Origin of the sequence: Anabaena sp. FACHB-83, assembly GCF_014697485.1 — a bacterium.
Classification (GTDB): Bacteria; Cyanobacteriota; Cyanobacteriia; order Cyanobacteriales; family Nostocaceae; genus Nostoc_B.
Window position 1 is genome coordinate 16995 of the sequence record NZ_JACJRY010000004.1, and the last position, 26793, is coordinate 43787.

The 26793-nt window shown below is 41.8% G+C and carries 18 protein-coding genes; 8 read left to right on the forward strand and 10 right to left on the reverse strand.

The window, feature by feature from the left end; all coding sequences use genetic code 11:
- Positions 1 to 223 precede the first annotated feature (223 nt).
- The 3 genes from H6G79_RS06075 (at position 224) to H6G79_RS06085 (ending at position 4033) form a co-directional block, all read left to right on the forward strand.
- On the forward strand, positions 224 to 1150 hold the full coding sequence (locus H6G79_RS06075; protein WP_190593611.1) for a carbohydrate ABC transporter permease: 927 nt from the start codon (positions 224 to 226) through the stop codon (positions 1148 to 1150).
- A gap of 344 nt (positions 1151 to 1494) precedes the next feature.
- On the forward strand, positions 1495 to 2370 hold the full coding sequence (locus H6G79_RS06080; RefSeq protein WP_190593609.1) for an SDR family oxidoreductase: 876 nt from the start codon (positions 1495 to 1497) through the stop codon (positions 2368 to 2370).
- Between the two features lie 166 nt (positions 2371 to 2536).
- On the forward strand, positions 2537 to 4033 hold the full coding sequence (locus tag H6G79_RS06085) for an HlyD family efflux transporter periplasmic adaptor subunit (protein WP_190593607.1): 1497 nt from the start codon (positions 2537 to 2539) through the stop codon (positions 4031 to 4033).
- A gap of 177 nt (positions 4034 to 4210) precedes the next feature.
- On the opposite strand, the gene mraY is transcribed toward H6G79_RS06085, so the two are convergent.
- Both mraY and H6G79_RS06095 read right to left on the reverse strand, forming a co-directional pair.
- The gene (gene mraY / locus H6G79_RS06090) at positions 4211 to 5317 is read right to left on the reverse strand and encodes a phospho-N-acetylmuramoyl-pentapeptide-transferase (RefSeq protein WP_190593605.1); all 1107 of its coding nucleotides are present in this window, start codon (positions 5315 to 5317) and stop codon (positions 4211 to 4213) included.
- A 76-nt stretch (positions 5318 to 5393) separates the two neighbouring features.
- Positions 5394 to 5636: a DUF3134 domain-containing protein gene (locus tag H6G79_RS06095; RefSeq protein WP_190593603.1), complete on the reverse strand. Its 243-nt coding sequence runs from the start codon at positions 5634 to 5636 to the stop codon at positions 5394 to 5396.
- 252 nt (positions 5637 to 5888) lie between these two features.
- Between H6G79_RS06095 and H6G79_RS06100 the strand changes: the two genes are divergently transcribed.
- The 4 genes from H6G79_RS06100 to H6G79_RS06115 all read left to right on the forward strand — a co-directional run bounded on the left by H6G79_RS06100 (position 5889) and on the right by H6G79_RS06115 (position 9299).
- Positions 5889 to 6473, forward strand: coding sequence for a PAP/fibrillin family protein (locus tag H6G79_RS06100; protein WP_190593601.1), 585 nt, complete (start codon positions 5889 to 5891; stop codon positions 6471 to 6473).
- A gap of 361 nt (positions 6474 to 6834) precedes the next feature.
- Positions 6835 to 7044 (forward strand): photosystem I reaction center subunit IV, encoded by a 210-nt coding sequence (locus H6G79_RS06105; RefSeq protein WP_190593599.1) that lies wholly within the window; start codon positions 6835 to 6837, stop codon positions 7042 to 7044.
- Between the two features lie 281 nt (positions 7045 to 7325).
- Positions 7326 to 8162 carry a DNA-formamidopyrimidine glycosylase gene (locus H6G79_RS06110; RefSeq protein ID WP_190593597.1) on the forward strand — a complete coding sequence of 279 codons (837 nt, stop codon included), beginning with the start codon at positions 7326 to 7328 and terminating at the stop codon, positions 8160 to 8162.
- A 390-nt stretch (positions 8163 to 8552) separates the two neighbouring features.
- Positions 8553 to 9299 (forward strand): Uma2 family endonuclease, encoded by a 747-nt coding sequence (locus H6G79_RS06115; protein ID WP_190593595.1) that lies wholly within the window; start codon positions 8553 to 8555, stop codon positions 9297 to 9299.
- A gap of 86 nt (positions 9300 to 9385) precedes the next feature.
- On the opposite strand, the gene H6G79_RS06120 is transcribed toward H6G79_RS06115, so the two are convergent.
- Together H6G79_RS06120 and H6G79_RS06125 are read right to left on the reverse strand one after the other, a co-directional pair.
- Positions 9386 to 10825 (reverse strand): RtcB family protein, encoded by a 1440-nt coding sequence (locus H6G79_RS06120; RefSeq protein WP_190593593.1) that lies wholly within the window; start codon positions 10823 to 10825, stop codon positions 9386 to 9388.
- Between the two features lie 241 nt (positions 10826 to 11066).
- The gene (locus H6G79_RS06125; protein ID WP_190593591.1) at positions 11067 to 11480 is read right to left on the reverse strand and encodes a universal stress protein; all 414 of its coding nucleotides are present in this window, start codon (positions 11478 to 11480) and stop codon (positions 11067 to 11069) included.
- 88 nt (positions 11481 to 11568) lie between these two features.
- Here H6G79_RS06125 and H6G79_RS06130 point away from each other — a divergent pair, with 88 nt between their 5' ends.
- Positions 11569 to 12771: a phosphoglycerate kinase gene (locus H6G79_RS06130; RefSeq protein ID WP_190593589.1), complete on the forward strand. Its 1203-nt coding sequence runs from the start codon at positions 11569 to 11571 to the stop codon at positions 12769 to 12771.
- Positions 12772 to 13019: 248 nt separating this feature from the next.
- Here H6G79_RS06130 and H6G79_RS06135 read toward each other — a convergent pair whose 3' ends face one another.
- The 6 genes from H6G79_RS06135 to H6G79_RS06160 all read right to left on the reverse strand — a co-directional run bounded on the left by H6G79_RS06135 (position 13020) and on the right by H6G79_RS06160 (position 26446).
- Positions 13020 to 13916: a hypothetical protein gene (locus tag H6G79_RS06135; RefSeq protein WP_190593587.1), complete on the reverse strand. Its 897-nt coding sequence runs from the start codon at positions 13914 to 13916 to the stop codon at positions 13020 to 13022.
- Between the two features lie 396 nt (positions 13917 to 14312).
- Positions 14313 to 17561, reverse strand: a complete 3249-nt coding sequence (locus H6G79_RS06140) for a lamin tail domain-containing protein (RefSeq protein ID WP_190593585.1) — start codon at positions 17559 to 17561, stop codon at positions 14313 to 14315.
- Positions 17562 to 17956: 395 nt separating this feature from the next.
- Positions 17957 to 21592: a TonB-dependent receptor gene (locus H6G79_RS06145; protein WP_190593583.1), complete on the reverse strand. Its 3636-nt coding sequence runs from the start codon at positions 21590 to 21592 to the stop codon at positions 17957 to 17959.
- A 7-nt stretch (positions 21593 to 21599) separates the two neighbouring features.
- Entirely contained in the window at positions 21600 to 23123 is a 1524-nt protein-coding gene (locus H6G79_RS06150; protein WP_190593581.1) for an isopeptide-forming domain-containing fimbrial protein, read from the reverse strand.
- Between the two features lie 200 nt (positions 23124 to 23323).
- On the reverse strand, positions 23324 to 23887 hold the full coding sequence (locus tag H6G79_RS06155) for a DUF11 domain-containing protein (RefSeq protein WP_190593579.1): 564 nt from the start codon (positions 23885 to 23887) through the stop codon (positions 23324 to 23326).
- Positions 23888 to 23911: 24 nt separating this feature from the next.
- A complete protein-coding gene (locus H6G79_RS06160; protein WP_190593577.1) occupies positions 23912 to 26446 on the reverse strand; it encodes a hypothetical protein in 2535 nt (844 codons plus the stop codon).
- Between the last annotated feature and the right edge of the window lie 347 nt (positions 26447 to 26793).

Consider the following 26793-nt stretch of genomic DNA (forward strand, 5'->3'; position numbering starts at 1 on the left):
TTGTTGATGAATTTAATTTATGCTGTTACTCTGATAAATACAAATATTATTATTTTTTAAATTAATAAATTTAAGTGATTGATACAGAGAACAGCTAAGAAATACTGAGATAAACTAAAAAATGATTGAGACAGCAATTCCCAAATCGAAAATCGTGCGATCGCTCTCCAACTGCATCTGTTCGTGTAATATGAGTTAGCCTTGCTGTCGAACTCACACAGTTATGAGTCAACTGACATCTAAAAATTGGATTCTCATCCAACAAAAACTTACACCATACTTGTTTTTGCTACCAGCGTTAGTACTGTTGGGGTTAACTGTCTTCTGGCCTGCATTACAAGCTTTTTACCTCAGTTTCACCAGCTACGAAGATATTTCCCAGCCACCACAATGGATAGGTTTTGGGAATTTTCTGCGGTTGTGGAAAGACGCAGTGTTTTGGAAAACTTTAGAAAACACCTTTCTTTATCTAGTGGGTGTAGTTCCCATTCTCGTAATTACTCCCCTGGGTTTAGCAATTTTAGTCAATCAAAAACTGCGGGGTGTTAGTTGGTTTAGAGCCGCATATTATACACCAGTAGTAATTTCAATGGTAGTTGCAGGTATCGCCTGGAAATGGTTATACGCCGAAAACGGTTTACTGAATCAGTTACTCAAAACTTTAGGAATTTTCCCCGAAGGAATTCCTTGGTTAACTAGTCCAGATAAAATTTTGGGGATTTTACCAATTTCTCTAGCCAGTGTGATGGCTGTAACTATGTGGAAAGGCTTGGGCTACTACATGGTAATTTATTTAGCTGGGTTACAATCAATCCCGGCTGATGTTTATGAAGCCGCCGCTATTGATGGTTCAGATGGTATTAAAAAACATTGGGATATTACGATACCTTTAATGAGACCTTATTTAGCTTTAGTAGCAGTAATTTCAGCTATTTCCGCCACAAAAGTTTTTGAAGAAGTATATATCATGACTCAAGGCGGGCCACTCAATAGTTCTAAAACCATTGTTTATTATTTATATGAACAAGCTTTTAGTAATTTAGACATTAGCTATGCTTGTACAATTGGATTAATATTATTTTTAATAATTTTAGGTCTGTCAGTTTTACGGTTAACTCTTAATCAATCAGGTGGAGATTCTCTAGTTTAGCAGCCAAACAATCTAGAGATTCAGATTCTCAACTTCTTGGAAGTTGAGGAGAATGATTGAGAAGTGCTACATTCAGGGTGGTTTTTTGTCGCTGGAGAATGATGGCAAAAAAGCTAGGATATTTAACCAGGACTTACGCACAAAGATTATCTGTGGAGATTGGGTGTAAGGGTGAAAGGGTTTGGGGCTTTGCCGTGAGCGTCAGCCGAACGGTGTAAGGATTTTGAATAAGTACACCCCTATACCCTTGAACCCTCGCCACAACCCTTGATTTTTCGTTTTGATGCGTAAGTCCTAAATACTTTCCCAATATCCTCTAAGTATATTAATTTTTAGGTATTTATATGTTTTTAGTAACAGGAGCAACGGGGGGAATTGGTCGTCGTGTTGTGCGACTGCTACGCCAACAAGAACAATCAGTCAGGGCGTTTGTGCGGCTGACCTCACATTATAGTGAGTTAGAACATCGGGGCGCAGAAATTTTTATTGGTGACTTGCGCCAAACTAGAGATATAGAAAAAGCAACTCAAGGTGTCACATATATTATCAGCACTCATGGTTCTGATGGTGATGCTCTCTCACTAGACTATCGCGCCAACATAGAACTAATTGACCAAGCAAAAGCTAACCAAGTTCAGCATTTTGTGTTTGTGTCTGTGTTGGGAGTAGATCGCGGCTATGAAGATGCGCCTGTATTTAAAGCTAAACGCGCAGTCGAACAATATTTAGTAGATAGTGGCTTAAATTACACAATTTTACGTCCATCTGGACTAGCATCTAATTTGCTGCCACTGGCAGAACAGTTTCGAGAAACAGGATTGTATTTACTAATTGGCGATCGCAAAAACCGTAGCTCAGTTGTGAGTACAGATGATTTAGCAAAAATGATAGTTGATTCTGTCAAACTTACACAGGCGCATAACCAAATATTGCCAGTTGGGGGGCCAGAAATTTTGCAACGGGAAGATATTCCGCAAATTTTTGGTCGAATTTTTAATAAAGAACCGATAGTCATCAACCCACCAGTTTTCTTAGTGGATGGCTTAAGACATATTATTGGTTTGTTCAGTCCGCAAGCGCAAACAGCCTTGGGGACTTATCGGACATTGCTATCTAATGAATTTTTCTGTAAAAAAGATGAAATAGCTAATTTAGAGAAGATTTTCAATTTTCAATTGGAAACTTTGGAAAATTTTTTACGACGCTATTTAGCAGTTTGAATCAGGGGGTGGAGGTTAGAGGTTAGAGGTTAGAGGTTACAGGTTAGAGCTTAGTTTAATGCGATCCTTAGTTCCTCCCCAAGTCCTCAATTCCTAAACCCTAACTCCAAGCCCCTAGCCTCTAGTCCCTAGCCCCTAGCCCCTCCTAATTAAATTTAAAAATCTTATGACTTCTCCCCTATTTGCCAATGCTGCTCAAGCGCGTCAAACAAAACAGCGATTCGCCAAGCCAGAGGATCAATTGTCTTATGAGTTAGGTAAGGCAGTTCAAGAATTGCCCCCGCTTTATACTAGATTATTAGCCGGAACCATTAGTTTAGCGTTATTCGGCACGATCGCCTGGGCGAATTTCTCGGAAATTGATGAAGTAGCCATCGCTCAAGGGGAATTAATTGCTTCAACCCAAGTCAGACCTTTGACATCGCTGGGGAATGGGATGATTTTAGCAGTGAAGGTGAAAGAAGGCGATCGCGTCACCAAAAATCAAGTATTAATTCAACGCGACCCCGATTTCCAAAAAACAGACGTAAACCGCCTGACAGAATCTAGCCAGTTGATTAAAGATGACTTAGAGCGTTTGGATGTAGAACGCATCGGCGGTCAAAGCACTGGTGAGAAATTGCAAGATGAACTGTTAATAGCACGTCTGCGCGATTATCAAGCACGTCAAGCCACCGCCGAAGCCGAAGCCAACCGCCAACGCGCCCTCCTCGACCAAGCAAAAGTCCGCCTAACAAGATTGCGAGAAAATTTAGAAACTGCCAAAACTGCATTAGTTAACTCTAAAGCTAATCTTGCTAATGCTCAAAATATCCGCGCCACAGTCAAAGAAGCATTAACAATTGCCAAAAATCGAGAAACCAAACTCCGCACCTTGATTACTCCTGGTGCTGTCCCTAGAGTTGATTACTTAGAAGCGCAAGAACGATTAAATCGTGCTACCACAGATGTCACCAGATCAGAAGATGAAGTAACCAACGCGAGTAACAGAGTCTCAGAAGCACAGGATCGCGTTGTCTCCCTCGAAAAAGACATCGCAGCCCAAGTCCAAGAAGTACGTCAAGCCGAAGAAGCTTTTCAAGGGGCGCGTAATCAAGCACAACGTGTCACATCTGAGCGTCAAAGCGAAATTTTGACTCAAATGAACAAGCGCAAAGAAGAATTAACCACTGTCTCTGGTCAATTAGCCCAGGCGAAAAAGCAACAAGATGGAGAAACCATTAAAGCACCTGTGGCTGGGACAATCTACAGAATTAAGGCGACCAAAGGCCCCGTACAATCAGGGGAAGAATTACTGTCAATCTTGCCAGATGGCGAAGAATTAGAACTAGAAGTGAAAGTCCTTAACCGTGATATTGGCTTTATTCGTCCAGGAATGAAAACAAAGGTTAAAATGGCTACTTTCCCTTTCCAGGAATTCGGCACTATTGATGGCACAGTCGTACAAGTTAGTCCCAATGCCGTGGTTGATAAGGACTTAGGTTTGGTTTTCCCCACCAGAATTCAAATGAATAAACATTCCCTAAATGTACGGGGTAAAGAAGTAGTATTTACACCCGGTATGGTAGCTACAGGAGAAATTGTCACACGCAAAAAATCAATTTTAACTTTCCTGATCGAACCCGTAACTCGCCGATTTAGCGAAGCTTTTTCTGTTAGGTAACAGGTAACAGGTGACAGGTGATAGAGGCTAGGGACTAGAGACTAGATGAATGTATTTTATTGGAGTGAAAAACGCTGTTATCCTTGTCTCCCTTGTCCTCCTTGTCCCCCTTCGCTATAAAAAAAGAACCCTCGAAATTTCGAGGGTTCTTTTTTTAAATCAGTTTTTTAAATAAATTTAGAAAGGTGCGATCGCTAAACAAATTACAGCTAACATTGCAGCTATCACATAAAATACAGCCACAACTTGTAATTCTGACCAGCCACCCAACTCTAAATGATGATGTAAAGGAGCCATTCTTAACAAGCGTTTACCTTTGCCATCTGGGCCTTTAGTCGCTTTGTAATAAGCTACTTGCGCCATTACAGACAAGGTTTCAACAAAGAAGATCCCACTGAGGATAAATAATGCTACCAAGCTGTTGGTTAACAGCGCCACAGCAGCTAACGCACCACCTAACGCCAGAGAACCAGTATCACCCATAAATACGCGGGCTGGGTTGCGGTTATGTGCCAAGAAACCTAAGCAACTACCACTTAAAGCCGCACAGAAAACCATCAATCCTGGGGAAGTTGGGGCGACTACAGCACCTAAAGCCAAAAGTGCGATCGCCACAGTTCCACCTGCTAAACCATCAATTCCATCAGTTAAATTAGTTGCATTACTCTCTGCTACTAGCACAAACCCTGCCAACGGCCAAAACAGGAAACCTAAAGGTAGTGCAAAGCTCACCCAAGGCAAAGCAATATTTGTAATATTAGAAGGCTGATTAAAGATTAACCATATACAAAACAGCACTGCAAACCCAATTTGCAAAGCTAATTTCATTTTGGGAGAAATCCCCTTGTTGGACTTACGGCGGAGAATTTGCCAGTCATCAATCCAACCAATAAAGCCATAGCTCAGGGTTAATGCGGAGACAGCAATAACTTCTGTGGCAAAATTAGACATTATACAGGCAACGATCGCTGCTACCGGGATGAAGAATATCCCGCCCATTGTTGGTGTGCCTGCTTTTTTGAGATGGGCTTGTGGGCCATCTTCGCGGATAATTTGTCCAGTTTTGAGTGCTTGTAGTAGAGGTACTACCACATAACCCACAGCAGCCGAAATCACCGCACACAACAATAAAGGCATCGTGAGTGATGTGTTTTGCCAAGGCAATCTATTGCCCATCAAATCACAAGTTACTGCTGCTAAACCCAGCCCAGTGGCTAAGGCAGAAGCGAGACCGATACCAGAAAAAATGTTTAATCCTTGGTTAGGAGACAATTTAGCGTCCACAGGATGTTCCCTTCACTCCACACTACAAAATTTAATTACAGGGACGAAAGCTATCACCAAGTCCCTAGCCTGCTGGCTAATCTTCGTCAATAGCTATATCGTCATCATCATCATCAAGATAGTCACCAATGCCATCTTCTCCACCGAGAAAATCTGAAATTTCTTCGTTTTCTTCTTCGGAAAAATCAGGTTCATGCACATCACGCGCTATTAAACGACCATGAGATTGCAGCCAATCTAAGAGGGAGGATTCTTGTTTTAATGGAATTACGGCTGCGCGTTGGTTGCGGGGTTCTTCACGTAAGGGAGAATTTAACATATCGACGAAGAAACAAAATGTTAATGTAACTAGACATTAAGCAGTCTATCACTTGAAACGTAATAATTTAGTTATTTATTGATTCAAGTCTTGCCTGCTGAAATCCGTAAGTTAGCAAAAATATTTTATTTAATAGTGGTAGGACAGATAGGAATAAATTCTTAAAACTTTTGAGAGCTTGATACATAGGGCAACAATAATTCGACTTAAGGTGGATGAATTTTACACATTTTTGATTTGGGGTAATAAACAATGATGGGCAAGGCGGCTTTAATCAATGCGATCGCACCAACCAATCGTGGTTTACTGGCTACTGAGCCACAAAAACAAGCTATCTTAGCTGCGATCGCTAATTTAGAAGACTTTAACCCAACACCACGCCCGTTAGAAGCAAGTAACTTGCTCAATGGCAATTGGCAATTACTTTATACCACTAGTAAGGCGCTTTTAAACCTAGATCGTTTACCTTTTTGTAAACTTGGTCAAATTTATCAGTGTATTCGGGTAGAAACTACCAGTGTTTACAACATCGCTGAAATTTACGGCTTACCTTATCTTGAAGGATTGGTCAGCGTAGCAGCTAAATTTGAGCCAGTTTCCGGTCGTCGCGTCCAAGTAAAATTTAATCGTTCTATTGTAGGTTTGCAACGTTTAATTGGCTACACTTCACCAGAGAATTTTATTCACCAAATTGAATCAGGTAAAAAGTTTTCGGGAATAGATGTTCCAATTAACAGCGAAAACCAACAAGGCTGGTTAGACATCACTTATATAGATGATGATCTCCGCATTGGCAGGGGTAACGAGGGTAGCGTATTTGTTTTAACTCGAACATAAAGTTTTCCTTTTGTGTGTTTTGGAGAACGAGAACGAAGTTATTTCATCATGTGCGCTTTGTCAAGGAGGGTCTGACCCCCATTCTAGGTATCAGGATTTTTCTGAGAACCTAACGTCAGGAAGATATCAGGCAAAAAAGTATGAAGTGTGAAGTCTAAAGTCTGAAATTTTCTCCTTTAGCCTCCTGCCTGGTGGGTGAATCTCGACTTCGCTCGATTACCGCGAGGTCGAACCCACTGCCCCCTGCCCCATGAAATCAGATAAATAACTTAACAAACCCTCTAGCAGCGACCTTCAGGTTGTAGAGTGAAATCAAATAGCCCTATATATCGGCAATTGATAACTAAAAGGGAAGATAATCATGGTTCAACGTGGTTCTAAAGTACGTATTCTCCGCCCAGAATCCTACTGGTTCCAAGATGTCGGCACCGTGGCTTCTATCGATCAAAGCGGCATTAAATACCCAGTAATCGTCCGTTTTGAGAAGGTAAACTACTCTGGTATCAACACCAATAACTTTGCCTTAGATGAACTAATCGAAGTAGCACCTCCGGCTAAAGCTAAAAAATAAGTAGCAAAGCTCAAAGGGGATTCTTTAATGGGATGATGAAGGGAAGCTTTAAGTATGTAGAATGAAGCCTAAAGTTTCAGTTCTCTCATGCTTCCTCTCAGCCTACTCTAAGTCAGAGCAACTGCCCTGCGGGTATTTACGGTTTCTGTTCGAGACAATAGATATTTACCCCTAAGTGCGTACAGTACTTCCTCTCATCTTTCCCAACCGGAATAGGCAAGGGATTATGTCCCTGATCCTTTTCGATGATCCCTAAATAATTTGCTTACTTATCAGTTCCAATGCCTGAACTGCCTGAAGTTGAAACAGTCCGCCGGGGTCTTAATCAATTGACCCTGAATCAAAACATTACGGGTGGAGATGTGTTGCTCAATCGCACCATCGCCTACCCGTTTTCTGTTGATGAGTTTATTCAAGGAATCCAAGGTCGTGCCATCATAGCTTGGCATCGTCGGGGGAAATATCTTCTCGCTGAATTATCTCCTGGTGCTGGCTACCTTGGGGTACATCTGCGGATGACTGGTCAATTATTATGGCTACACCGTGATGAACCACTGCACAAACACACAAGAGTCAGACTATTTTTTGGGGATCAACAGGAATTGCGCTTTGTTGACCAACGCACCTTCGGTCAAATGTGGTGGGTTCCCCCAAAAATGCCGATAGAAAGTGTCATGACTGGTTTAGCTAAATTAGCAGCCGACCCATTTGCACCAGAATTCACCGTTGAGTATCTGGCTGCTAAACTCAAAAACCGCCGTCGTCCGATTAAAACCGCGTTATTAGATCAATCGGTTGTTGCCGGATTAGGTAACATCTACGCCGATGAAGCGTTATTTAAATGTGGCGTGTTACCAGAAACCTTGTGTACAGATTTGCAACCCCAGCAAATTGAACAGTTACGCAAAGTCATCATTGAAGTCTTAGAAACTAGTATTGCGGCTGGCGGTACAACCTTTAGTAACTTCCTCAACGTCAAGGGGATCAACGGTAACTATGGTGGTGTCGCCTGGGTTTACAATCGCACTGGGGAACCTTGCCGAGTTTGTCACAACGTGATTCAGCGAATTCGATTAGCTGGCCGTTCTAGTCATTTTTGTCCCCAGTGTCAAAGTTAGTTTTATCGGACTTCCGTACAAAGTTTTTCTGTGGAGATTGGTTGTAAGGTAGGACTTACGCAAAAAAACGGAAAAATAAGGTTTTAGTAAAGGGTGCAGGGGTATGAGGATATAAGGGTGTAAGTATTCAAAACCCTTACACCCCATACCCTTTCACCCCCACACCCAATCTCCACAGACAATTGTGGTGCGTAAGTCCTGTAAGAGCAGGGGGTTTAAGGGTTTTAGATACACCCCTACGGGGAAGCCAAAATTCAAAAGTCAGAGAATTTTTGACTTTTGACTTGATGTTTTCCCTTCACCTCTTCTCAAACCCTTGATTTTTCATCTCACTGCGTAAGTCCTATTAATATAAAAATACCCGCAACCATTACTCATCGGTGAAAAGCTATGTCAGACACCACTCTAGCTGCACCAGATATTCAAATTCCGCCTACCCAAGCAGAACTTCCCTATGATGATGGTGTACCAATGGAAAGCGCCCGCCATAAAGCCCAAATGGATTTACTCATAGATGCTTTAATTCCTTGGTTGGAACAACGGGATGATGGGTTTGTGGGCGGAAATATGTTTGTTTATTACAGTCTGGCACAGGTACGAAACAAAGATTTTAAAGGGCCGGACTTTTTTGTTGTGTTGGAAGTTCCAAAGGGTGAACGTCGCAGTTGGGTAGTTTGGGAAGAAGGGAAAGCCCCAGATTTAGTAATTGAGTTACTTTCTGACAGTACAGCCATAGCTGACAAAAATGAGAAAAAACTGATTTATCAAAATCAAATGCGTGTCCCGGAATATTTTTGGTACGACCCTTTTCACCCCGATGATTTAGCTGGTTTTTCTAACGAAAAAGGTGTTTATCAACCCATCGAAACCAACGCTCAAAACCAGTTAGTGAGTCAATTTTTAGGTTTAGCCTTGCAATTGTGGCAAGGAAATTATAAAGGTATTGATGCTATTTGGTTACGCTGGGCAAGTTTGGCTGGAGAATTATTACCCACTCCTGAAGAAAAAGAACGTCAACGAGCCGAGAAGGCAGAATCTCAGCTATTACAAACTGCACGTAACTTACTTGAGACTGGGATGACAGTAGAACAAGTAGCTAATTTAACAGGTTTGAGTGTAGCTGAAATAGAAAGATAAAACTTTGCTTGATGAACTCGATGTGCAACTTATTTTTATAACCTCTTCCCGAAGTGGAAAGAGGCTATAGAATTAGGCGATCGCACTTACGCTTTAAATGTCAACACCGGACTTAATCTGGCTACGACATCTACCATTTGCGCTTCTACCTGTACATCAATCACCGACTGAATTGGCTTATAAGCTGCTGGTGCTTCTTCAATTCGCCGTTCTGCACGCAAGGTAATACAGTCTACTCCGGTTAAGCCCAGTTCTGACTCAGTTTGAGATGCACCTTGGCGACTCAAATCAAATCGACTCCGAATTCTACCAGCGCCATGCGAAGCTGAATTACAAAAAGCTGCATTGCCTTTGCCCACCATCAGATAAGAGTCAGCCCCCATTGAACCGGGAATAATCACAGGTTGTCCTGAATGGGCGGGACAAGCACCTTTGCGCGTTACCCATCCTTGACCTTCAGCTAAGGTGATATTGTGGGGTAAGTCGTAAACTAAAGGTGCTTCCACATCACCATAAACTTCTCGCAACCGCAGACGTAGCAGTTCTGCTAATAATAGGCGATTGATAAAGCCATAATTAGCAGCCGTCGCTTCAGCTTGGAGATAACTAGCAACTAATTCTGGGTGAGAATGCACTGATAAAGGAAAAATCTGGGATTCTGGATACTTCAGACCTTTCGGCCAAGTTGCTTTCGTTCGGTCTCGCCACATTCCCCCAATGTACTTACCGACATTGCGTGAACCAGAGTGAATCATAAAGGCTAATTGTCCTTCTCTGATTCCCCAAGCATAAGCCAGGGAGCGATTTTCGATTTTTTCCACTTGTTGTACTTCAACAAAATGGTTGCCAGAACCAATCGTTGCCAGTCCTCCATCCCTTACCAGTCCAGTATCAGGAATTAATTCTTCTGGTGCTAACTTCCAGTCACCCTCCATTGCACCACCTAAAAATATAGATTCGCTTTCCTGGGAAATCTGCTCCAAGTCTGATTTGACAAAACTACCCGTCGGCTGATCAAACATGGCATCTAACCAACCAAGAACACCATACTGAAATAATGCTTTCATGGTGTGGGCGGTCATGGTGACATCTCTTGTACCAAAGAAATAATCCCCCTTCATCCGTTCTACAAAGGAGTCCCGTTGAGCAAGAAATTTGTCAATGGTCAAATCGGCAACGTGTAACCGCATTCCACAGTTAATGTCAGAACCGACAGCAGCAGGGATGACTTGACCAACAGTTTCAACTACAGAACCAATGGCAATACCCGCATCACCAGGATGAAAATCAGGTGTGGCACAGGCACGACAAACGCATCCGCCATTGGGATGACGCACATTTGCTAAATTAGCTAGTTGCTTCAGGGCTTTAGCTTCAATGGGAAAGCCTTCTGGTAATAAGACTTCAGCTACTGGTGCATCAGGAGAATTAGTTAAACGAACAGAATAAACACCATTAAAATAATTGACATTCAAACCTTGTCGTGCTAAAGCACGCAGGAGGCGTTGAAGATTTTTGGGCTGCATGAAAACTCCATGAGAGTCTGAAAAAGACCCTGGTTTTAAATTGATTGCAGAGACATGGGTTCAGCAGCCGCATCTCAAGTATTTTTAGGGGTTATTTTCCCAGAACTATGGGGAAAACAACGGGATGATTGTTAATATTTTGCCTATTTATTTTGGTAACACAGATTCTTGTGGTCTGGCAAGGGGGATATTTGAGGCGATCGCACTTTGATATGATGGTCATCGCAGCGATCGCACTCAACTAAGGCACAATCAACACTGGACAAGGAGAAAGATTAATTACTCTTGTTGTCACACTATCAGTTGCACCTTCATCCGTTAAGCCCAGTCCCCGACAGCCCATAATAATTAAATCCGCACCGATTTCATCAGCCACATCACAAATAGTAAAAGCTGGTTTTCCCTGTCTTTCTAGAATTTCAGACTGAATACCTTGCTGTAAGAATAAAGCTTGGGCATTTTCTAGCAGTTTGGCAACTACCTCTGGCGACACCATCGGATCAGGACTTGGTGCTTGTGTCTCTGTGGCGGTTTCCTCAACCACAGATAGCAAAACCAAGCGGCTACCGTACTTCTGCACAACATTAGCCACTACATCAGCAGCTTCTCGTGCTTCCCGACTTTGATCGATTGGAAATAATACTGTCTTAAACATATCTCTCCTCCGCACCCCAGACTCCGGTAAAATCTTGATGGTTATACTTTCAAAACGATAACAAAAAGGCAATCAGGAGGGTTTGGCTGTGTCCAAAAAAAGTTTAGCAAGTTTATCGGCGGCTGATATTTCTGGTAAACGTGCCTTAGTGCGGGTGGACTTTAATGTGCCTGTTGATGATCAAGGTAACATTACCGATGATACTCGTATCCGCGCTGCGCTGCCAACCATCCAAGATTTAACAAACAAGGGTGCTAAGGTAATTCTGGTCAGCCATTTTGGTCGTCCCAAAGGCGTAGACGACAAACTGCGTTTAACACCAGTGGCCAAGCGTTTGTCTGAGTTGTTGGGTCAAGAAGTTGTCAAGACTGATGACTCTATCGGTGATGAAGTTGCTCAAGCAGTTGGCGCTTTGCAAAATGGGCAAGTGCTTTTACTAGAAAATGTCCGCTTTTACAAAGAAGAAGAGAAAAACGATCCAGAATTTGCGAAAAAATTAGCCGCGAATGCTGACTTTTATGTAAATGATGCTTTTGGTACTGCACACCGCGCCCATGCTTCTACTGAAGGGGTGACTCAATTCCTGAGTCCTTCTGTGGCTGGATATTTGGTGGAGAAGGAATTGCAATATCTACAAAATGCAATTGAAAATCCCCAACGTCCTTTGGCTGCAATTGTTGGTGGTTCCAAGGTATCTAGCAAAATTGGCGTAATCGAAACTCTCCTAGAGAAGTGCGACAAGCTAATCATTGGCGGTGGGATGATTTTCACCTTCTACAAAGCCCGTGGTTTGAATGTTGGCAAGTCTCTGGTAGAAGAAGACAAGCTGGAACTAGCAAAATCTTTGGAAGCAGCAGCTAAGGAAAAAGGCGTTACCTTCTTGCTACCTACAGATATTGTCTCGGCTGATAAATTTGCTCCCGATGCCAATGCAACCACCGTCAGCATTGAGAATATCCCTGCTGATGGTATGGGCTTGGATATTGGCCCTGACTCTGTGAAAGTCTTCCAAGAAGCTTTGGCTGATTGCAAGACTGTAATTTGGAACGGGCCTATGGGTGTGTTTGAGTTTGATAAATTTGCTGTCGGTACAGAAGCGATCGCACGTACTCTTGCAGATATCAGCAAAACAGGTACAACTACCATTATCGGTGGTGGTGACTCTGTTGCGGCTGTGGAAAAAGTAGGTTTGGCTGATCAAATGAGCCATATCTCTACCGGTGGCGGCGCAAGCTTAGAATTACTCGAAGGCAAAGTTCTGCCCGGTATCGCGGCTTTAGATGAAGCGTAATTAGAAGTATGAAGTGTGAAGTGTGAAGTATGAAATTTCATACACCATACTTCATACTTCATTCTCACTAAATTGCTAAAAGCCTGACTATAAAAATTTCGGCGTTGCTGATTAGAGGCATGTTTTTTGTTTCGCGCAAAGGCTCAAAGGCGCGAAAAATGGATAGTTAACCTTGATAAAAAGGCTTAATCCATGCCGCATTTATGCAACGCCAAAATTTCTTCACTTCAGACTTTAGACTTCAGACTTCAGACTTTTTTTGCCAGCCACAAGGCAAGATTATGAACATAAGTTTTAATATCTTCTACAGCCTGTGGCTCTTTTTTCATCCCATCTCCAGGCGGTTCATCAACAAAACTAGGACAGCCTTTGGTAATATCCCAGTTATAATCCACAAAATGATGAAAACTGGAAGTAGCTACTGTACGTCCTAAGTTATTACCTTGTGCATCTTGGTAATGATCAACTGCCACAATTAAATTAAAATCACGACCTGTAACTAAGCTTTTTCCTAAAGCAATTACCTGCGCCTGAGAATGACTAGGAGGTATACCAATACCGCCTTCGTGGGGATGGGCGGGGAAAAATTCAATCTTGCCTGATGGTGAATTGGGGTTTTTTAATAGTTCGTGAATTGGTTCAACAACAGTAATTTTTTGATAGTCGCCATTCGCCCCTGAATGATAATTGGGCCATGAAATATAAATTGTATATGGGTCATCTCGACACCAACGAGATTGATCAGGGTCGGGATTTTTGCTGTTGAAATAATGAATCTCGCCAATATCAATTAAATCGCACATAGAACAGCCCATATCTTGATGATCGCGGGTGGTTAAAATCCCGCCTCCGCGTCGGCGAAAAGCGTTAATTCCAGCAATATCTTTGGCTGTTAAACCATCACCAACATCTAAAGCAAATAACCAAAGTTCATCAAAATCAGATTGGTCAAGACTCCCTAAAATGGGATCATTGCCTTCTGCATCGGAAATGCGATCGCGTGCTACAACTGTAAATAAAAAATTACCCGCCTCATCTTGAATAGATGCTAAATACTCCTGGAGCATTGAGAATCGAAAAATGCTCCAGTCATTTTCAGTAGGGGGAATTGTGGTTTGTAAAAGAATCTTAATTGGTTCTGTCATACCCTGTAAAAACTGCTGACATACTCTACTTAACACACAATAGAGTATAGGACTTAAACACAAAAGTTGTCTGCTACAGCACTTGTGAAGTAGGTGAGGTACACCATGAGTATTAAGTAATGAGTAATAAGTAGTGAGTAATAAGTAAATTTCTGACTCATTACTTTTTTCAATCAGTTGCTGTACCTCATAAACATCTAATACCAATTTGAAAAATGATTGCGACAAATGGGTTACTGAAAAGCTCACCAGTAAGCAATTTCCCAATCCAAAATCCAAAATCTAAAATCCAAAATGGTATAATCTGCTGTAAGAATGAGTGTAAGAATTTTGAACACCTACACCCTTACACCCTGATACCCAGTTACTACAGATAAACTTTCTGTATAAATTCTGTCAGTTTATCTTGGCACGGAACCTAATAAAACCATAAGAATTAGTCGGTGTACCTTGTCCAGTCGCCGCAGGTAAGCTTGTTAGACTAGAATTTGTAACATTCACTACTACAGCCCCATTCGTATTACTTCCACAACTTGTAGGCGTAGATGAATCATTCGCTGTGTAAAAGGCTCCTCGATCTGAATCTGCGGCATTACTAAAATAAACAGTTGGTGTAGTAGAACCAACAGCCATTGCAATACCTTGGTTTCCGCCTGAAACACCATCATTAGGAGATAAACCATTAAATGCTGTAGAAATAAAAGTAGTGTTTCCTGGAACTAAATCACAGAATTTCACATTAGTAGCACTACCACTACCGTTAGAGAGGAAATAAATAGTGTACTCTACCTCATCTCCTGGCTTGACATCAGTAGCACTGATCTTGCCTCGCAAATAACCACTCGGCCACTTAGAATCATTATCATCAGTACCCGCACCATCTACACTATCGTTTAAATCGGTACTATTAATGCGGGTAATGCGTTTTACTAAAACTATCTTGGGACTACCATTATTATTAACACCGACGCTGGTGACTCTAGTACCCACATTATCCGTATCTCTAGTTGGTAGATAACTAGGACATCTGCTGCTGGCATCGGTGCTAATTGTTCTTTCCCAACAAGCACTGGTGTTGGTATCATTACCATTTCTGGTTAAGCTAATCGATTGAGCATCAGCAGCATTATCAATGTTTGATTGATAAGTACTGTCCCAAAGATTAAGAGAACTAGGCGGAGGTGTGCTAATTGCATTACCAGAACCATAAGCAACATAATCAATAATTTGATTCTGGCTATCGTACAACCAGACATCATCACCGCCGTTAGTCAGTCGAGTTGAAACCCCTAGCCAATCTTGAAACGCTGCATCTGTAGCTTGAGTGTTGGAGTTTTGAGAACCTATCCAAATAACGGCGTATTCTCCTGGTTTTAAAGTTGTCCCATTAGGAAATGTATAATTAAAGCTATTTGATGTAGCCTCAACACTATTAACAATGAGATTGCCATCTGCTAATTTGAAACCGCTTAAATCAACAGTTGAAGAGGAAGCATTATAAAGTTCGATAAACTCATCGTTTGTACCAGCACCACTCGTTGATCCTGTTTCGTTATATAACACTTCATTAATAATAATTTTACCGGCTTGAGGCGAGACTTGATAAACATCAAAGCCAAAGTTTTGATTATTTATGGCACTTCCAGAAACAGTTACAGCTAGGTCATTAGGTGTACCTAAAGAAAATCCTACAGGAATGTTGCTATTGGTGGTATCAACTTGAATTTTATAACTACCATCTATCACACCAGTAAAGCTGTAAGTTCCATCTGCTTTTGTGCTAGTTACAGTGACAACAGAGTTATCACTAGCTTTGAGTAGTTTGACATTAATCCCAGCAGGTAAAGTTGGTTCGCCAGTATCAAAATCATCCCCGCGATCGCTATCTTGATATAAAGTACCTGAGATAGTTGCACCAAAGTCAACAATAGTTAATTGAGCGTTTGCAGCATTACTAGGAAAATATGTCCACAAATCAAGTCCCTTAGTATCCCCAAAAGAACCGTTACATTTGCTTCCAGCATTACCAGCGTTCCCCGACTGACCAAATTTTCTATCATTGTTTGTACTGTCAAACCCAGAAATAGGATTACTAAAAGCTGGGTTTGGTGGATTAATACCACAGAGTACTGTACCTGGTATACCAACATTTGTACCACCAACAGTCGTATATCCTCGGTCGTCATAAAATGCTTGGGTCAAACTGCCCAAACGAAGAGGCCCAGGTGGATTTAACAGCCTAAGAGTAGGGCCACCAGAAAAATTATTCTCTGCATCTAGTAAGGGAAAATGATATTCACCTCCATGAATTTTCACTTGGGCTTGATAGCCAGTACCTATAGGAAAATTATCCCCGCTATTATCTTTACCGTTCCAAGTAACAGACTGTGAACCAGAGCTAATCATTACCCCCCTCAGTACACGGTTTTGACTGTTAGTAGGGTCAAAATTTACCCCGTCCCGACTGATAATGATTTCGTAGTTACCCGGTACGTTGGTATTAAAAGAGAAAGTACCACCTGTGCCTAGAGAACTGGTATTTCCTGCCAGTGTACCTGTAAAGCTTAAACTATCTACGCTGGGGTCGGTTGGGATGGCAGGAATACCAGTACCATCAAATGTGCCATCGGCTCGGTAGCGATCAAGATATGAAAGTACCGTATCATTTGATAACTGATTAAAAAATGTAGGGAATTGAGGACGAGATAAGCTAGTACCACCTTCTCTCGTTGTCAGTACACTCTCTTGTGCAAGAATATTGTGATAAAGTGGCGTTTTCCCATCACTATCATAAAATCCTATTTGATTACCATAAAGTAAAAACCCATCTGGATCTGTACCTCTCAGTTCTATTTTGTAGCGGTAGCCATCTGTAGTGACTGGATAGACTGGGAAATTGAGAGTTCTGCCGTTACCACCCGTAAATAAAGCAAGATAGTAAGTAAATAATCTGGCGTTTATGTCTGTTGTAGAGTTTTGGTCACTACTGCGTACAGTGACATCCCATGCAGCAACAGTGCTTCCCTGACTAGCGTTAAAATTACTGCCACTGCTCAAGTTAATCTGACCAGTAGGAGCATTATTGGATATGTTATCTCCCACGGGGCCGTAAAATATGATGTCGTATATTCCGGTGGATGGTGCTTGGTAGTAGCAGGGCGTATATCCAGTTATATTACCTGTACCAGAAATAGATTTCGGGCCTGCTAATTCCTGGGTACGAGATGAGATAAAACCCTGTCCTGTTTGAGTAGAACATTTAAAATCTGGTGTTGAGGGAATAGTTTCGCTCCCAATACTACCAGTGACATTGTTTCCTGGTTGAAAAACGACAATATCGCCATTATTCACTCTGACAGCACTAGAGCCTAAAAGAATGTATTCGTCTTTTTCAGCGTAGACCTTTAGGATGGTTCGTCGCTTAATTAGTCCCCCCCATAAATCAGTACGCCACTCTAGGTTAGCTCGATTACCCGTAGCACCACTGGGATACAGTGTACGGCTACCTTCCGCCTGAACAGGTTGTATCCACAGACCCAGAGCGCACAGTGAAACAGCCAAGTTCCCTAGTGATGTTCTACAACGATTAAAAGAAATTTTTTTAGTTGCTAAATATTGCTTGCTAAGTAATAAATTTCTGATCATAGTGGTTTTTCATATCTGGGAATGATCGAGACGTGTAGTTTCGCGTCTCTAAATTGATTTGCTTGGGACAATTAATAAAAATGATGTCGTGGATATTGTTAAATATAATTACATAAGGCTTATTGTATTTTTAATTAAAATTCCTGAGAGTTTTTACTTAAAAATTTCGAGTTATTTTACTAATTACGGATAGTATGATTTGACTAGTGTTAACATGCCCAAAAAATGGGAGCGATCGCTTATCCAACAGAAACAAAATCCAAATATCAGCCGCTTCATTGTGACTTACTAAACGACTAGATCGTAAGCAGTATTTTTACTGAGAATTATGTCAAATCATGGTTATTAAAATCCGCAAAACTTCTATTATCTAGAGAGCCAACAATGTCAAGTTTCTAACGCTGTGGTGGGGGGATTTTCTGCTGTCCAAAACCTTCAAATAATTCGTTGAGTTTCAAAGTTAAACCCAAATAAGGGCCGCCAGCAGAACGCACGCCGGAAAAATCTCGGTCATCAACTCTGCCAAAAGCATATCCAGCAGCTAAACGCAGGTTAGGCGACAAATAATAACCAGTTTCGACAACAAAGCCTGTTTCACTATAATTACCTTGCCCAATCCAACGCGCTTCTCCTACTAAATCCATCTTGTATCCCAAGCGGTAAGTAGCTCGCAATTGCCCCAAATTCACGCTACTAGTCCCGACTAAATCGTTAGCTAAGTAAGATGTACTGTTCCGCAAAGCATATTTACCGTAAAATTCCCATTGCCAATTGGGTGCATAAATAGCTTCTAGGGCAAAAGTATGGTCTGTAGAGCCTGTACCACTACCTAACAAAATCGTGTCAGGAATCACGGCTGGATTTTCTCTGTATTCATAGCGTAGCAAAGCATTAAATTGATCATTGCTGGGGTCACGGTAAGCTAAACCTAGTTTGAGGTTCACTGTATCACCCAAACCCGTGAGTTTTTGATTGGCTGAGTTTGCCTGTTGATAACGTGCTAAGGCTGTGAGTGCTGGCGAAATTTTCCCTGTGGCTGCTGCTGAAATTACTGTATTAGAACCACTAGCAGAAGTGCGATGCTCATAACGCGCACTGGCTTGAAACTCAGGGTTATCACTGTATTCTAAACCCACACTGTAGCTATCGCCACTCTCAAAACCTATAGATGAAGCGGCTTGGCCGACTGTGAAAGGTTGGGCGTATTGTTGTCCTGCGCCGGTGCGGTTAAAGAAACTGCCAAATACATGTTCGTAAGCCAGATTCAGCCGTAAACCAGGAGCAATTTTCCAACGGTTATTTAGGCCAATAGCACCTTGAGTTGTGAGTTGGTTAGCACCTCCTAAAATTGAGTAACGAGCAGTCAAAGTTGTGTCTGTGCCGAGTTTATGCTCGCCATTGATACTTAAACTGGTGATGGAATTGCCGCTTTGTTGACCGCTACTGTAAAACTGTTGGGCAAGACTGACATTCACACCAGGGATAGCAGCCCAATTCAAGCCCAAGATGGTACGGTCTGGATAAACAGTATCGGCACTGGAAGAGAGTGTGAGTTCATTTTGGGCGGCGAAGGTCAGGTTTTTGGCGATGGGAAAAGTCAAACGCGATCGCAATTGATGGGAATCACTCGTTAAAGCATTCACCGGAATCCGATCTTCTCGATGGCGATGAATCCAATCAACGTCAACGGTAGCCTTACCTAAACGTTGTTGAATCCCGGCAGAAATTGTTGTCAAGGAGTTATCAACTTTACTTCCTGGTGTAGCTTCCGAACGTTGTGCAAATAGTTCTTCAAAAGTATCTAGCGGTTGGGGTGCAATTCCAAAGTTATCTTCGTGGTCATATTGCGCCCGGAAATTCGTTGTTTGCGAAAGTCTCGCTGTGATTTGTCCACCATAGCGAGTTTGTCCAGGTACAAAACTGATGGTGGCATTATTGGCAAAGCCTGTATCAGCAAATCGATAATAAGCACGTCCTTGAATAGTCTTGCTAATTTGTCCCTCGGCTTCTAAGCGGTAAGCTGCACCACTGACTTTACCAATCACCTCCGAATCATTCGATGAATGAGCATATTCAGCAATTAGCTTGCCATTACCACCTAAAGAAATCAGCGCATCTGCACCATACAGTTGAAAGTCCCGCATTCCTTGATTTTCTTGGATAAAAGTTGCACCTAACCAACTTTCTTGATTCAAAGTGCGGGAAAAATGATACTGTAATCTACCTGCATAGATATTACTGTCAGAGTCTTGACTGTCATATTGATAGCTCACTACAATGCGTCGGACTAAGACTTGTCCAGTACTATCTATATCTGTACGAAGAATCGGTTCACGAAAAATTAAAGTACCGCGATCGTAATCAATTTCGTAGTCTGGGCCACGACTGAGTTGTTTCCGCTCTAATACAGTACCAGGACGGTTGAGTTCTTCTAATTCCAAAAAGACATTTTCACTACCAGCGATGACTAACCTTCTGGAAAGGAAGTAATAACCACTGGTTCCATCAGGCGCAATAGTATCTCGTTGAAAGCCTTCGATATTGTTACCATAAAAGCCTGTAAATTGAAAATTTCCAAAATTATAGTTAGTTTTAAAGCCGTGGAGTTGACGAGTAATAGAAGTAAATTGCTGGGATGTCCGGGCAAACTCTTCTGTGTCATAATCACCCCACATGAAATAATCAGGAGCCGCATTAGGAATTTTTGAGGTGCGTTCAAACCGCAAAAATACACTATCAATTGAGGGTGTAACAACGTCGGTGCGAGAACTATCGCCATAAACAGGATAGTTCTGCTCGTTAAATTGATAGTTTCTAAATAGGCGATTGTCGCAGTTACAATCTTCGTTGAGAGTGCGGGAACTATTATATGCACCTGTAAACAACCATTCGCCGATTGCACCTGTGGCAAATATCGCTGAGTGAAAATCTAATTGCGTGCTGGTATCTTTGTCAGGACGGACAAAATCTCGAAAACTACTGTAGTAATCTGTACCTCTTGCACCCAAACGGACATCAATCACACCAGTTAATAAACTTGGACGCAAGGCTGTTTCAAATTGCAGTTGGGTAAAGGCTTCTAAATCATTGGTTGTGGCGCGAATGCGGACGGTTTGGGCTTTTAAATCAGACCGCAATCTGGCGGTAAACTCCCCAGCTTTCGCTTCTACCTGAAATCCTGGTTCATCAGGTTTGAAGTCCTTTCCGATTAATTCTCCCGCCGTTGGTATTACGGTCACAACAGCATCGCGGTTAGAGCGATTGCCATTTTCATCGATTAATTCACCACGGATAGTTGCAGTTGAACGTCCATCAGCCGGAATACGGGCTTCTAGGGTTTCTAGTGTGAGCTTTTTTGGTGTACTCCGCACTACTACCCGTACTTTTACAGATAATTCTGGTTTACCTACTTCTTGTGCAGAGATGATATTTTCTCCGGCTTGGAGTGAGACACCATACCATGTCTGTGTGACTAAATTGGTCTGACTATCCGTTTCTGTCCGTCCAATTAATGAAGCATCTACCAGTAGGCCGTTAACGCGCAATTCTATTTGACTACCACTCGAAAACTGCACACTCACGTTCGTCGCCGGAATATCCACCACACTATCAGTAGAGGGGTTAAGAATTTTGATAGTTGTGTTTTGATTCTCTACAGATGCCGCAATTTTACGTAACTTTTTAGGAATTTGAATATCAGTAGCAGGTTGAAATGGTTGTATGCCGGTTGTTACTAAAGGAGGTTCAACCGCAGTTAGTTCGTTGTCAGATATTAACGAACTATGAATATGATTGTCTTGGGTTGCAGGATTTGGCTGAGAAAGTTCATCAACTTCTTTGGACACATCCACAGAAGTTTGATTATCTGCTGTGGCTAAGGTAGAAGCTGAGGGAAACTGACTCTTTTCTGTTTCTGGCGTGGATGTTTGGGCTTTAACGACAGCTGGATACAAAACAACGCTGATTGCACTTGCTACAGCACCCATCAGCCTGAGATTCAAGGTAGTTACACCATGCACTTGAGGTTTCATACTTTATTTACTCCTGCTTGCTGGGGGTGACAGCAAAGTTCATTCTGACTAAGCCGCCAGGTTCCAGACGTACCCAGCGAGATTGCGTATTACGTTCGCGGAATTTGTGGTTGGGGGCTAGAGTGTAGCCGGGAATGCTGCTGAGGTCGAGTACTCCTGTATGGCTTCCTGGCAAAACATTGGCGACAGAAAACAAACCATTGGGATCTGTGGTGATGCGATTACCGTTTTCTAGAAAAATTACGGCATTAGGAATTCCTGGTTCACCATTTTGCTGTTCGCCGTCAAAGTTTTTATCTTCAAACACACGACCGATAATTGTGCCGCAGTCAGCCACAATTCCTGGACGAATGACTAATTGGTGAGTTGCAGGGCCATCCTTGGCGGCTAGGTTGTTGTCAGTTCTAAGTACACGAGCGATCGCACTATTGCGGCCAGTCCCCCGCACTGCATCAGGTGTGAGTTGGGCAGCGTAGGCAATATTGACAACTGTTTGAGATGGAATTGTGACATCTGTGCGGAAGGTAACTGTATTACCATTGCGCTCTGTAGTAATGTTAACTGCTTGACCATTTAACTCACCACGCACAGATTTGTTAATGAAATTAAAGCCTAAAGGCAAGGTATCAGTGACAACTAAGTTATTTAAAGTAGTATCAGATAAGTTTTTCACTGATATACGGTAAATAACTGTATCCCCTGGTTCCGCCGTGGCGCGATCGCCTGTTTTAATAATCTGTAATTGCTGTGCTTGACACATATTAGTGGTCAAGGCAAAAGCTAATAAATCTAGCCCCACTACCTCTGCATTGGGTACGACAACAACGCTATCTTCTACTCTGGTTTCGCCTGTAATTCGGATTGGTTGACCATCTAAAGAGGTAGCAGCATAACGCACAATACTGTTATTACCTGTACCTGTGCGATCGATGATTTCAATTTTAATCCGCCGTTGTTGGTATATAGAATTAGCTGGAGGATTAATAACTAAAATATATTGTCTCCCCGGATCGGTTTGGCCTCGATTGGGGTCAAGTAAAAAATTATAGAAACCGGCTGGATTATTAGTAATCGAAAAGGGATTACTATTCTCGCTATTGGGTGATTTACCACCAGGAATATTGTTACTCGGAATATCAGGAATTTCGGTACGGGTTAAAGAAAGTAATTGCCCTAATTCTGTTCCGGTGGGGTCAGAGGGGTTAGGTTCATACAGACCCACAGAAAAACCTGTATAGTCTGCTAGGGGTGTACCCCCACAACCTAAAATCCTTCCTGATGGGTCAACTAATGGGATAGGACTAATTTGAAGTTGACTGGTAGTTCCTTGATATGGAATATTTTGACCATTATCTTGATAAGTATAAGTATAAGTAGCTTGGTTAGTGAGATTAACCACGCGAGTATCTTGCGCGGTTACTACTATGGGTGCGCTAGTATGCAAAAAACTAACCAAAAAAACTATTTTTGTTAAACTTTGTTTCCAGTTAATACCAAAAGTTATCTGTTTTTTTTTACAAGGAAGATTCATTGAATTAATCTCCTCATAAACGCCATAATACTTGTTAATAAAAACATTTATTGATAAGTTGAATTTGTTGTCGTTTAAAAGAAGTCTACCAATGACTTATTAGTAAGTAATTATCTAGTCAATTGAAGTAGTGAAAATAGACCGAGATGACGGCTGACTAGTAAATAAATCTTGCCCAAAAACAGCACAAAAATTATCAGTTAGCGTACCTGAGTTTGATAAGTTAATTTAACTGTAGTTTTTGCTGCTACCAAGGGAAGTTGTAACCGGATGTGAGTGTAAGCAGTTGCAGGTGCTGGTTTGGTTTCTAATTTGCCATTCGGTAAATTAACTTTTAATGTGGGATTTGTGACGAAACTACTTCCGCCATCAATGCTGTAGGTAATTTTGGCATCACCAGTAAAATTGGCAGATTTTAAAATATAAATCATTCCCTTGGGAATGGGTTGATTGAGTGTAAGATTTTTTAGTGGGCGATCGCTTGTATTTTGCCCAGTCAAGGTATACCGTAATATATCTCCCGATTGTACTACTGCTTGCCCTTTTAATGCTTGCCAATTTACCTTTTGCTTACCTTGCTGATCTTTAACCAAAACCTGCTTTTCTGCTACCAAAACTAACTTTAAAGCCTGTGTTTTTTGTGGAGTTTGAGCAACGGCAATGTTAAATTGTTGCCAATGAAATACCCCTGATAAATTAGTCATAAAAGAGGCTGTAGTCAGCAATAAACTTGCTCCTATCCCAGCCATAAAAATTTGTTTCATGTTCATCACCCTGATAAATTACTGTTAGTTAACCTTACGTTGAAAGATAAATGTTCCTGTTTGACCAGGTGTAACTGGGGCAGAGAGAGTATTTACATACTTGGTGATATCTGTAGCCGCAGTAGTACCACTTTGTTCACTACCAACAGTATTAGCAAGAGTACCACCGAAGAATTGAATTGTTCCTGCTGCCTGAACTGAGCCAAGAACATGGCTTGTATCAATTACGTTATTGGTAGGTGCATTGTCTACCGCCCAATTATTGGGAGCTAAAGTACCATCTTCCGTAATTACCACATTACTAGCATTTAAAATTACATTATTGTTACCATTTGCTGGCTGTGGTTCAGAAATATTTCTGTACTGAATAACGTACTCAACAATATTTCCCGGTGCAGGTTTTTTCGGTGTTGTACTCAAAGTACCATCCGTACCTTGAACTGCTGGCCCAGTTCCTTGTAAAATCCGTGACTGTTTAATTAGTTGCAAGAAACCAGTGTAGACACGATCAATAGTGATGTTTGCCACTTCGTTGTTGTTAGACACACCATCACCATTAGCGTCAATAAATGCCGTGATTGGTACAGGGAAGCCGCGTTCCAAACCAGGATCAGTCGAAAGTGGAGTACCAGCAGGCAAATCAACAGTGACGGTATAGCTAGATTGAGTATTTGTTGCCAATGCGCTAATTTGTAATGGGTTAGTAGCACTGATAGGGTTGCCTGCCGCAAAACCAGTGCCACTTGTAAATGTAAAGACTGTGCCGTTGTATGTATAAGTAGCGGATGAAGAGCCAACAGTTATCGTTACGGTTGTACCGTTAGGCAAGTGACTTGGGGTAGCTGGTGGTGTAGGTAGTAAAGATATATTGGCTACCAAACTACCTGTATTGAGAATAGTGTTAGTAAAAGTAACTGCGTTTGGATTAAATGTTGAACCAGGAGTTAAGCCAGCCGGAACATTGGAAGACTTGTTTGTAAAATCATCATTATTATTATTCGGGCCTACTGCGTCAGGAAAACCATTCGGCCCGTTGACAAGTGCGTTGAGGCTGATTGTAAATACGTTGGCTTCACCATCAGTGCCTGAACCAGTATTATTCCCATTGGTATCAGTTCCGGTGTTGTTTAGATCAGTGGGGTCAGTTTTTGGATCAGTAATATAACCATCAGGTACGACATCTGGTAACTTATCTGGTACATTATCCCCATCTGTATCTACGTTTCGTGAGGGTGTCATGTTATTCGGAGTCCCATCAAAGTTGCTGGGATTGATATCACCAGACTCGTCAAATACAGGAGCATTTGTCTCTGGTGTTTTACCAAATACTTGCGCGATGTTGGCAATGGTTAGAGGTGCAGTCTGTCCTGTTTTAACTTTTACCTGAATAGAGAAGCTGGTTGATTGTGCATCCGCAGCAGCAAGATAAGTAGATGTGTTGCCATCTACAGTAGTTTTTGCAAAACCGATGCGGGTGACAGTAGATAAATCTGCTGGCGCTGTGGTTGTCCAGGTAGCAGCGTTAGCAGATGTAGTTACAGGAGTAGTAGAGTAAACTACAGTCCAACCAGTGGGAGCAGTTGGTATTGCTGCTAATTGTGTCCCAAAAGGAATAGCATCGGAAACTAAGATATTGGTACCAGTAAGACCCGGTATAACAGAACCAGCTAAAGCTGAGGGAGTGATGTTTTGACCTGTGTTATCAGTAGACCTAACTTGCAAACTCAAGCCGTAATTGATGGTGTCGTCTGTAATATCAGTTGGCGTATTGCTATTGCTATAAGTACCGCGAGTTTTGAGTATGGTAGCCAAAGAATAGTACTTCGGAGCAATAGTGATTGTGGCTGCCGCACTGCCTTCTACTACACCGTTAGCAGGTACACCTGTAACTTCTCCTTGTGTGCCATCTGCATTGTCCACAGTGTAAATATCTCTAGCATCATTAATCGATCCGGCTCGTGGAGAGTTAGAGTTAGTCTCAGCAGGGTTAGTTTCCCCTAAAGTCACTTTAATGGTTTGTCCAGGTGTTACTCCTGAATTTACTGTGACTGGGACTCGTACTTGTATCGTGCCATTAACTGGTATGGAAACTGTAGTGAAGCCACCAGTAGGAACATCTGTCCATGTTGTTCCATCAGTGCTGTATTGTAGTGTGCCTTGTGTACCTGGCCCTGTAATACCAGCCTGGGTGGGAATTTGGAACCGAGTCGGGTCGTTACCGATGTTGGTGATAGTAAAAGGAAAATATATCAGATCGCCTGTTTGAATAGTTCCACCGTTGTTATCTACAGGTGTACCAGCTTGAACCAAAATACCAGCTACTTCTGCTATGGAGATAGTAACGGTGTTAGAAGTGGCATTGATGGGTATATTTGGATTATTGGGATCTTCGTAGGTGGCTGTAGCTTGGTTATCGATAGATGTACCAGCTGCGGTTGGCGTAGTTTGAGCTAACACTGGGGAGACCAAGAAAAACCCGTTAGCTAACAATACTGTTGCTACTAAAGTATTGCGAAATGTGCCGTTTTTAGTCTTGTGAGTTGGGTAACGAGATTTCATTGGGTGTAGTTGCTAAATACGGTGCAGTCTGATTAATTTCGATAAGAGTCGATATAAATGCTGGAATTGAATTCTTCCATTCCAATAGTGATGTAATACTAATTAAATATAAGTGACAGATTTTACTTACATTTTGCTTGATTTACTGACACTTTGGCTATTACTTCTTACACAAATATTGCGTAACAATAACAACCTTAAATCAAGCATCTGCAATAAAAAAACAGTCGAAATACTGGTATACCAAAAATTCATACTTAAATTTACCCAGTATTATCAACGATATCTTAATTAAAAAAATACATTTTTTTATACTTAATTAATAAGTTATTACCGTAATACTGAGT

Coding starts and splice junctions, on each gene's coding strand:
- H6G79_RS06140 (WP_190593585.1), bottom strand. CDS start 17,561: ATGATCAGAAATTTATTACTTAGCAAGCAATATTTAGCAACTAAAAAA.
- H6G79_RS06155 (WP_190593579.1), bottom strand. CDS start 23,887: ATGAAACAAATTTTTATGGCTGGGATAGGAGCAAGTTTATTGCTGACT.
- H6G79_RS06160 (WP_190593577.1), bottom strand. CDS start 26,446: ATGAAATCTCGTTACCCAACTCACAAGACTAAAAACGGCACATTTCGC.
- H6G79_RS06080 (WP_190593609.1), top strand. CDS start 1,495: ATGTTTTTAGTAACAGGAGCAACGGGGGGAATTGGTCGTCGTGTTGTG.
- H6G79_RS06095 (WP_190593603.1), bottom strand. CDS start 5,636: ATGTTAAATTCTCCCTTACGTGAAGAACCCCGCAACCAACGCGCAGCC.
- H6G79_RS06135 (WP_190593587.1), bottom strand. CDS start 13,916: ATGACAGAACCAATTAAGATTCTTTTACAAACCACAATTCCCCCTACT.
- H6G79_RS06075 (WP_190593611.1), top strand. CDS start 224: ATGAGTCAACTGACATCTAAAAATTGGATTCTCATCCAACAAAAACTT.
- H6G79_RS06145 (WP_190593583.1), bottom strand. CDS start 21,592: ATGAAACCTCAAGTGCATGGTGTAACTACCTTGAATCTCAGGCTGATG.
- H6G79_RS06125 (WP_190593591.1), bottom strand. CDS start 11,480: ATGTTTAAGACAGTATTATTTCCAATCGATCAAAGTCGGGAAGCACGA.
- H6G79_RS06085 (WP_190593607.1), top strand. CDS start 2,537: ATGACTTCTCCCCTATTTGCCAATGCTGCTCAAGCGCGTCAAACAAAA.
- H6G79_RS06120 (WP_190593593.1), bottom strand. CDS start 10,825: ATGCAGCCCAAAAATCTTCAACGCCTCCTGCGTGCTTTAGCACGACAA.
- H6G79_RS06110 (WP_190593597.1), top strand. CDS start 7,326: ATGCCTGAACTGCCTGAAGTTGAAACAGTCCGCCGGGGTCTTAATCAA.
- H6G79_RS06100 (WP_190593601.1), top strand. CDS start 5,889: ATGATGGGCAAGGCGGCTTTAATCAATGCGATCGCACCAACCAATCGT.
- H6G79_RS06115 (WP_190593595.1), top strand. CDS start 8,553: ATGTCAGACACCACTCTAGCTGCACCAGATATTCAAATTCCGCCTACC.
- H6G79_RS06105 (WP_190593599.1), top strand. CDS start 6,835: ATGGTTCAACGTGGTTCTAAAGTACGTATTCTCCGCCCAGAATCCTAC.
- H6G79_RS06150 (WP_190593581.1), bottom strand. CDS start 23,123: ATGAATCTTCCTTGTAAAAAAAAACAGATAACTTTTGGTATTAACTGG.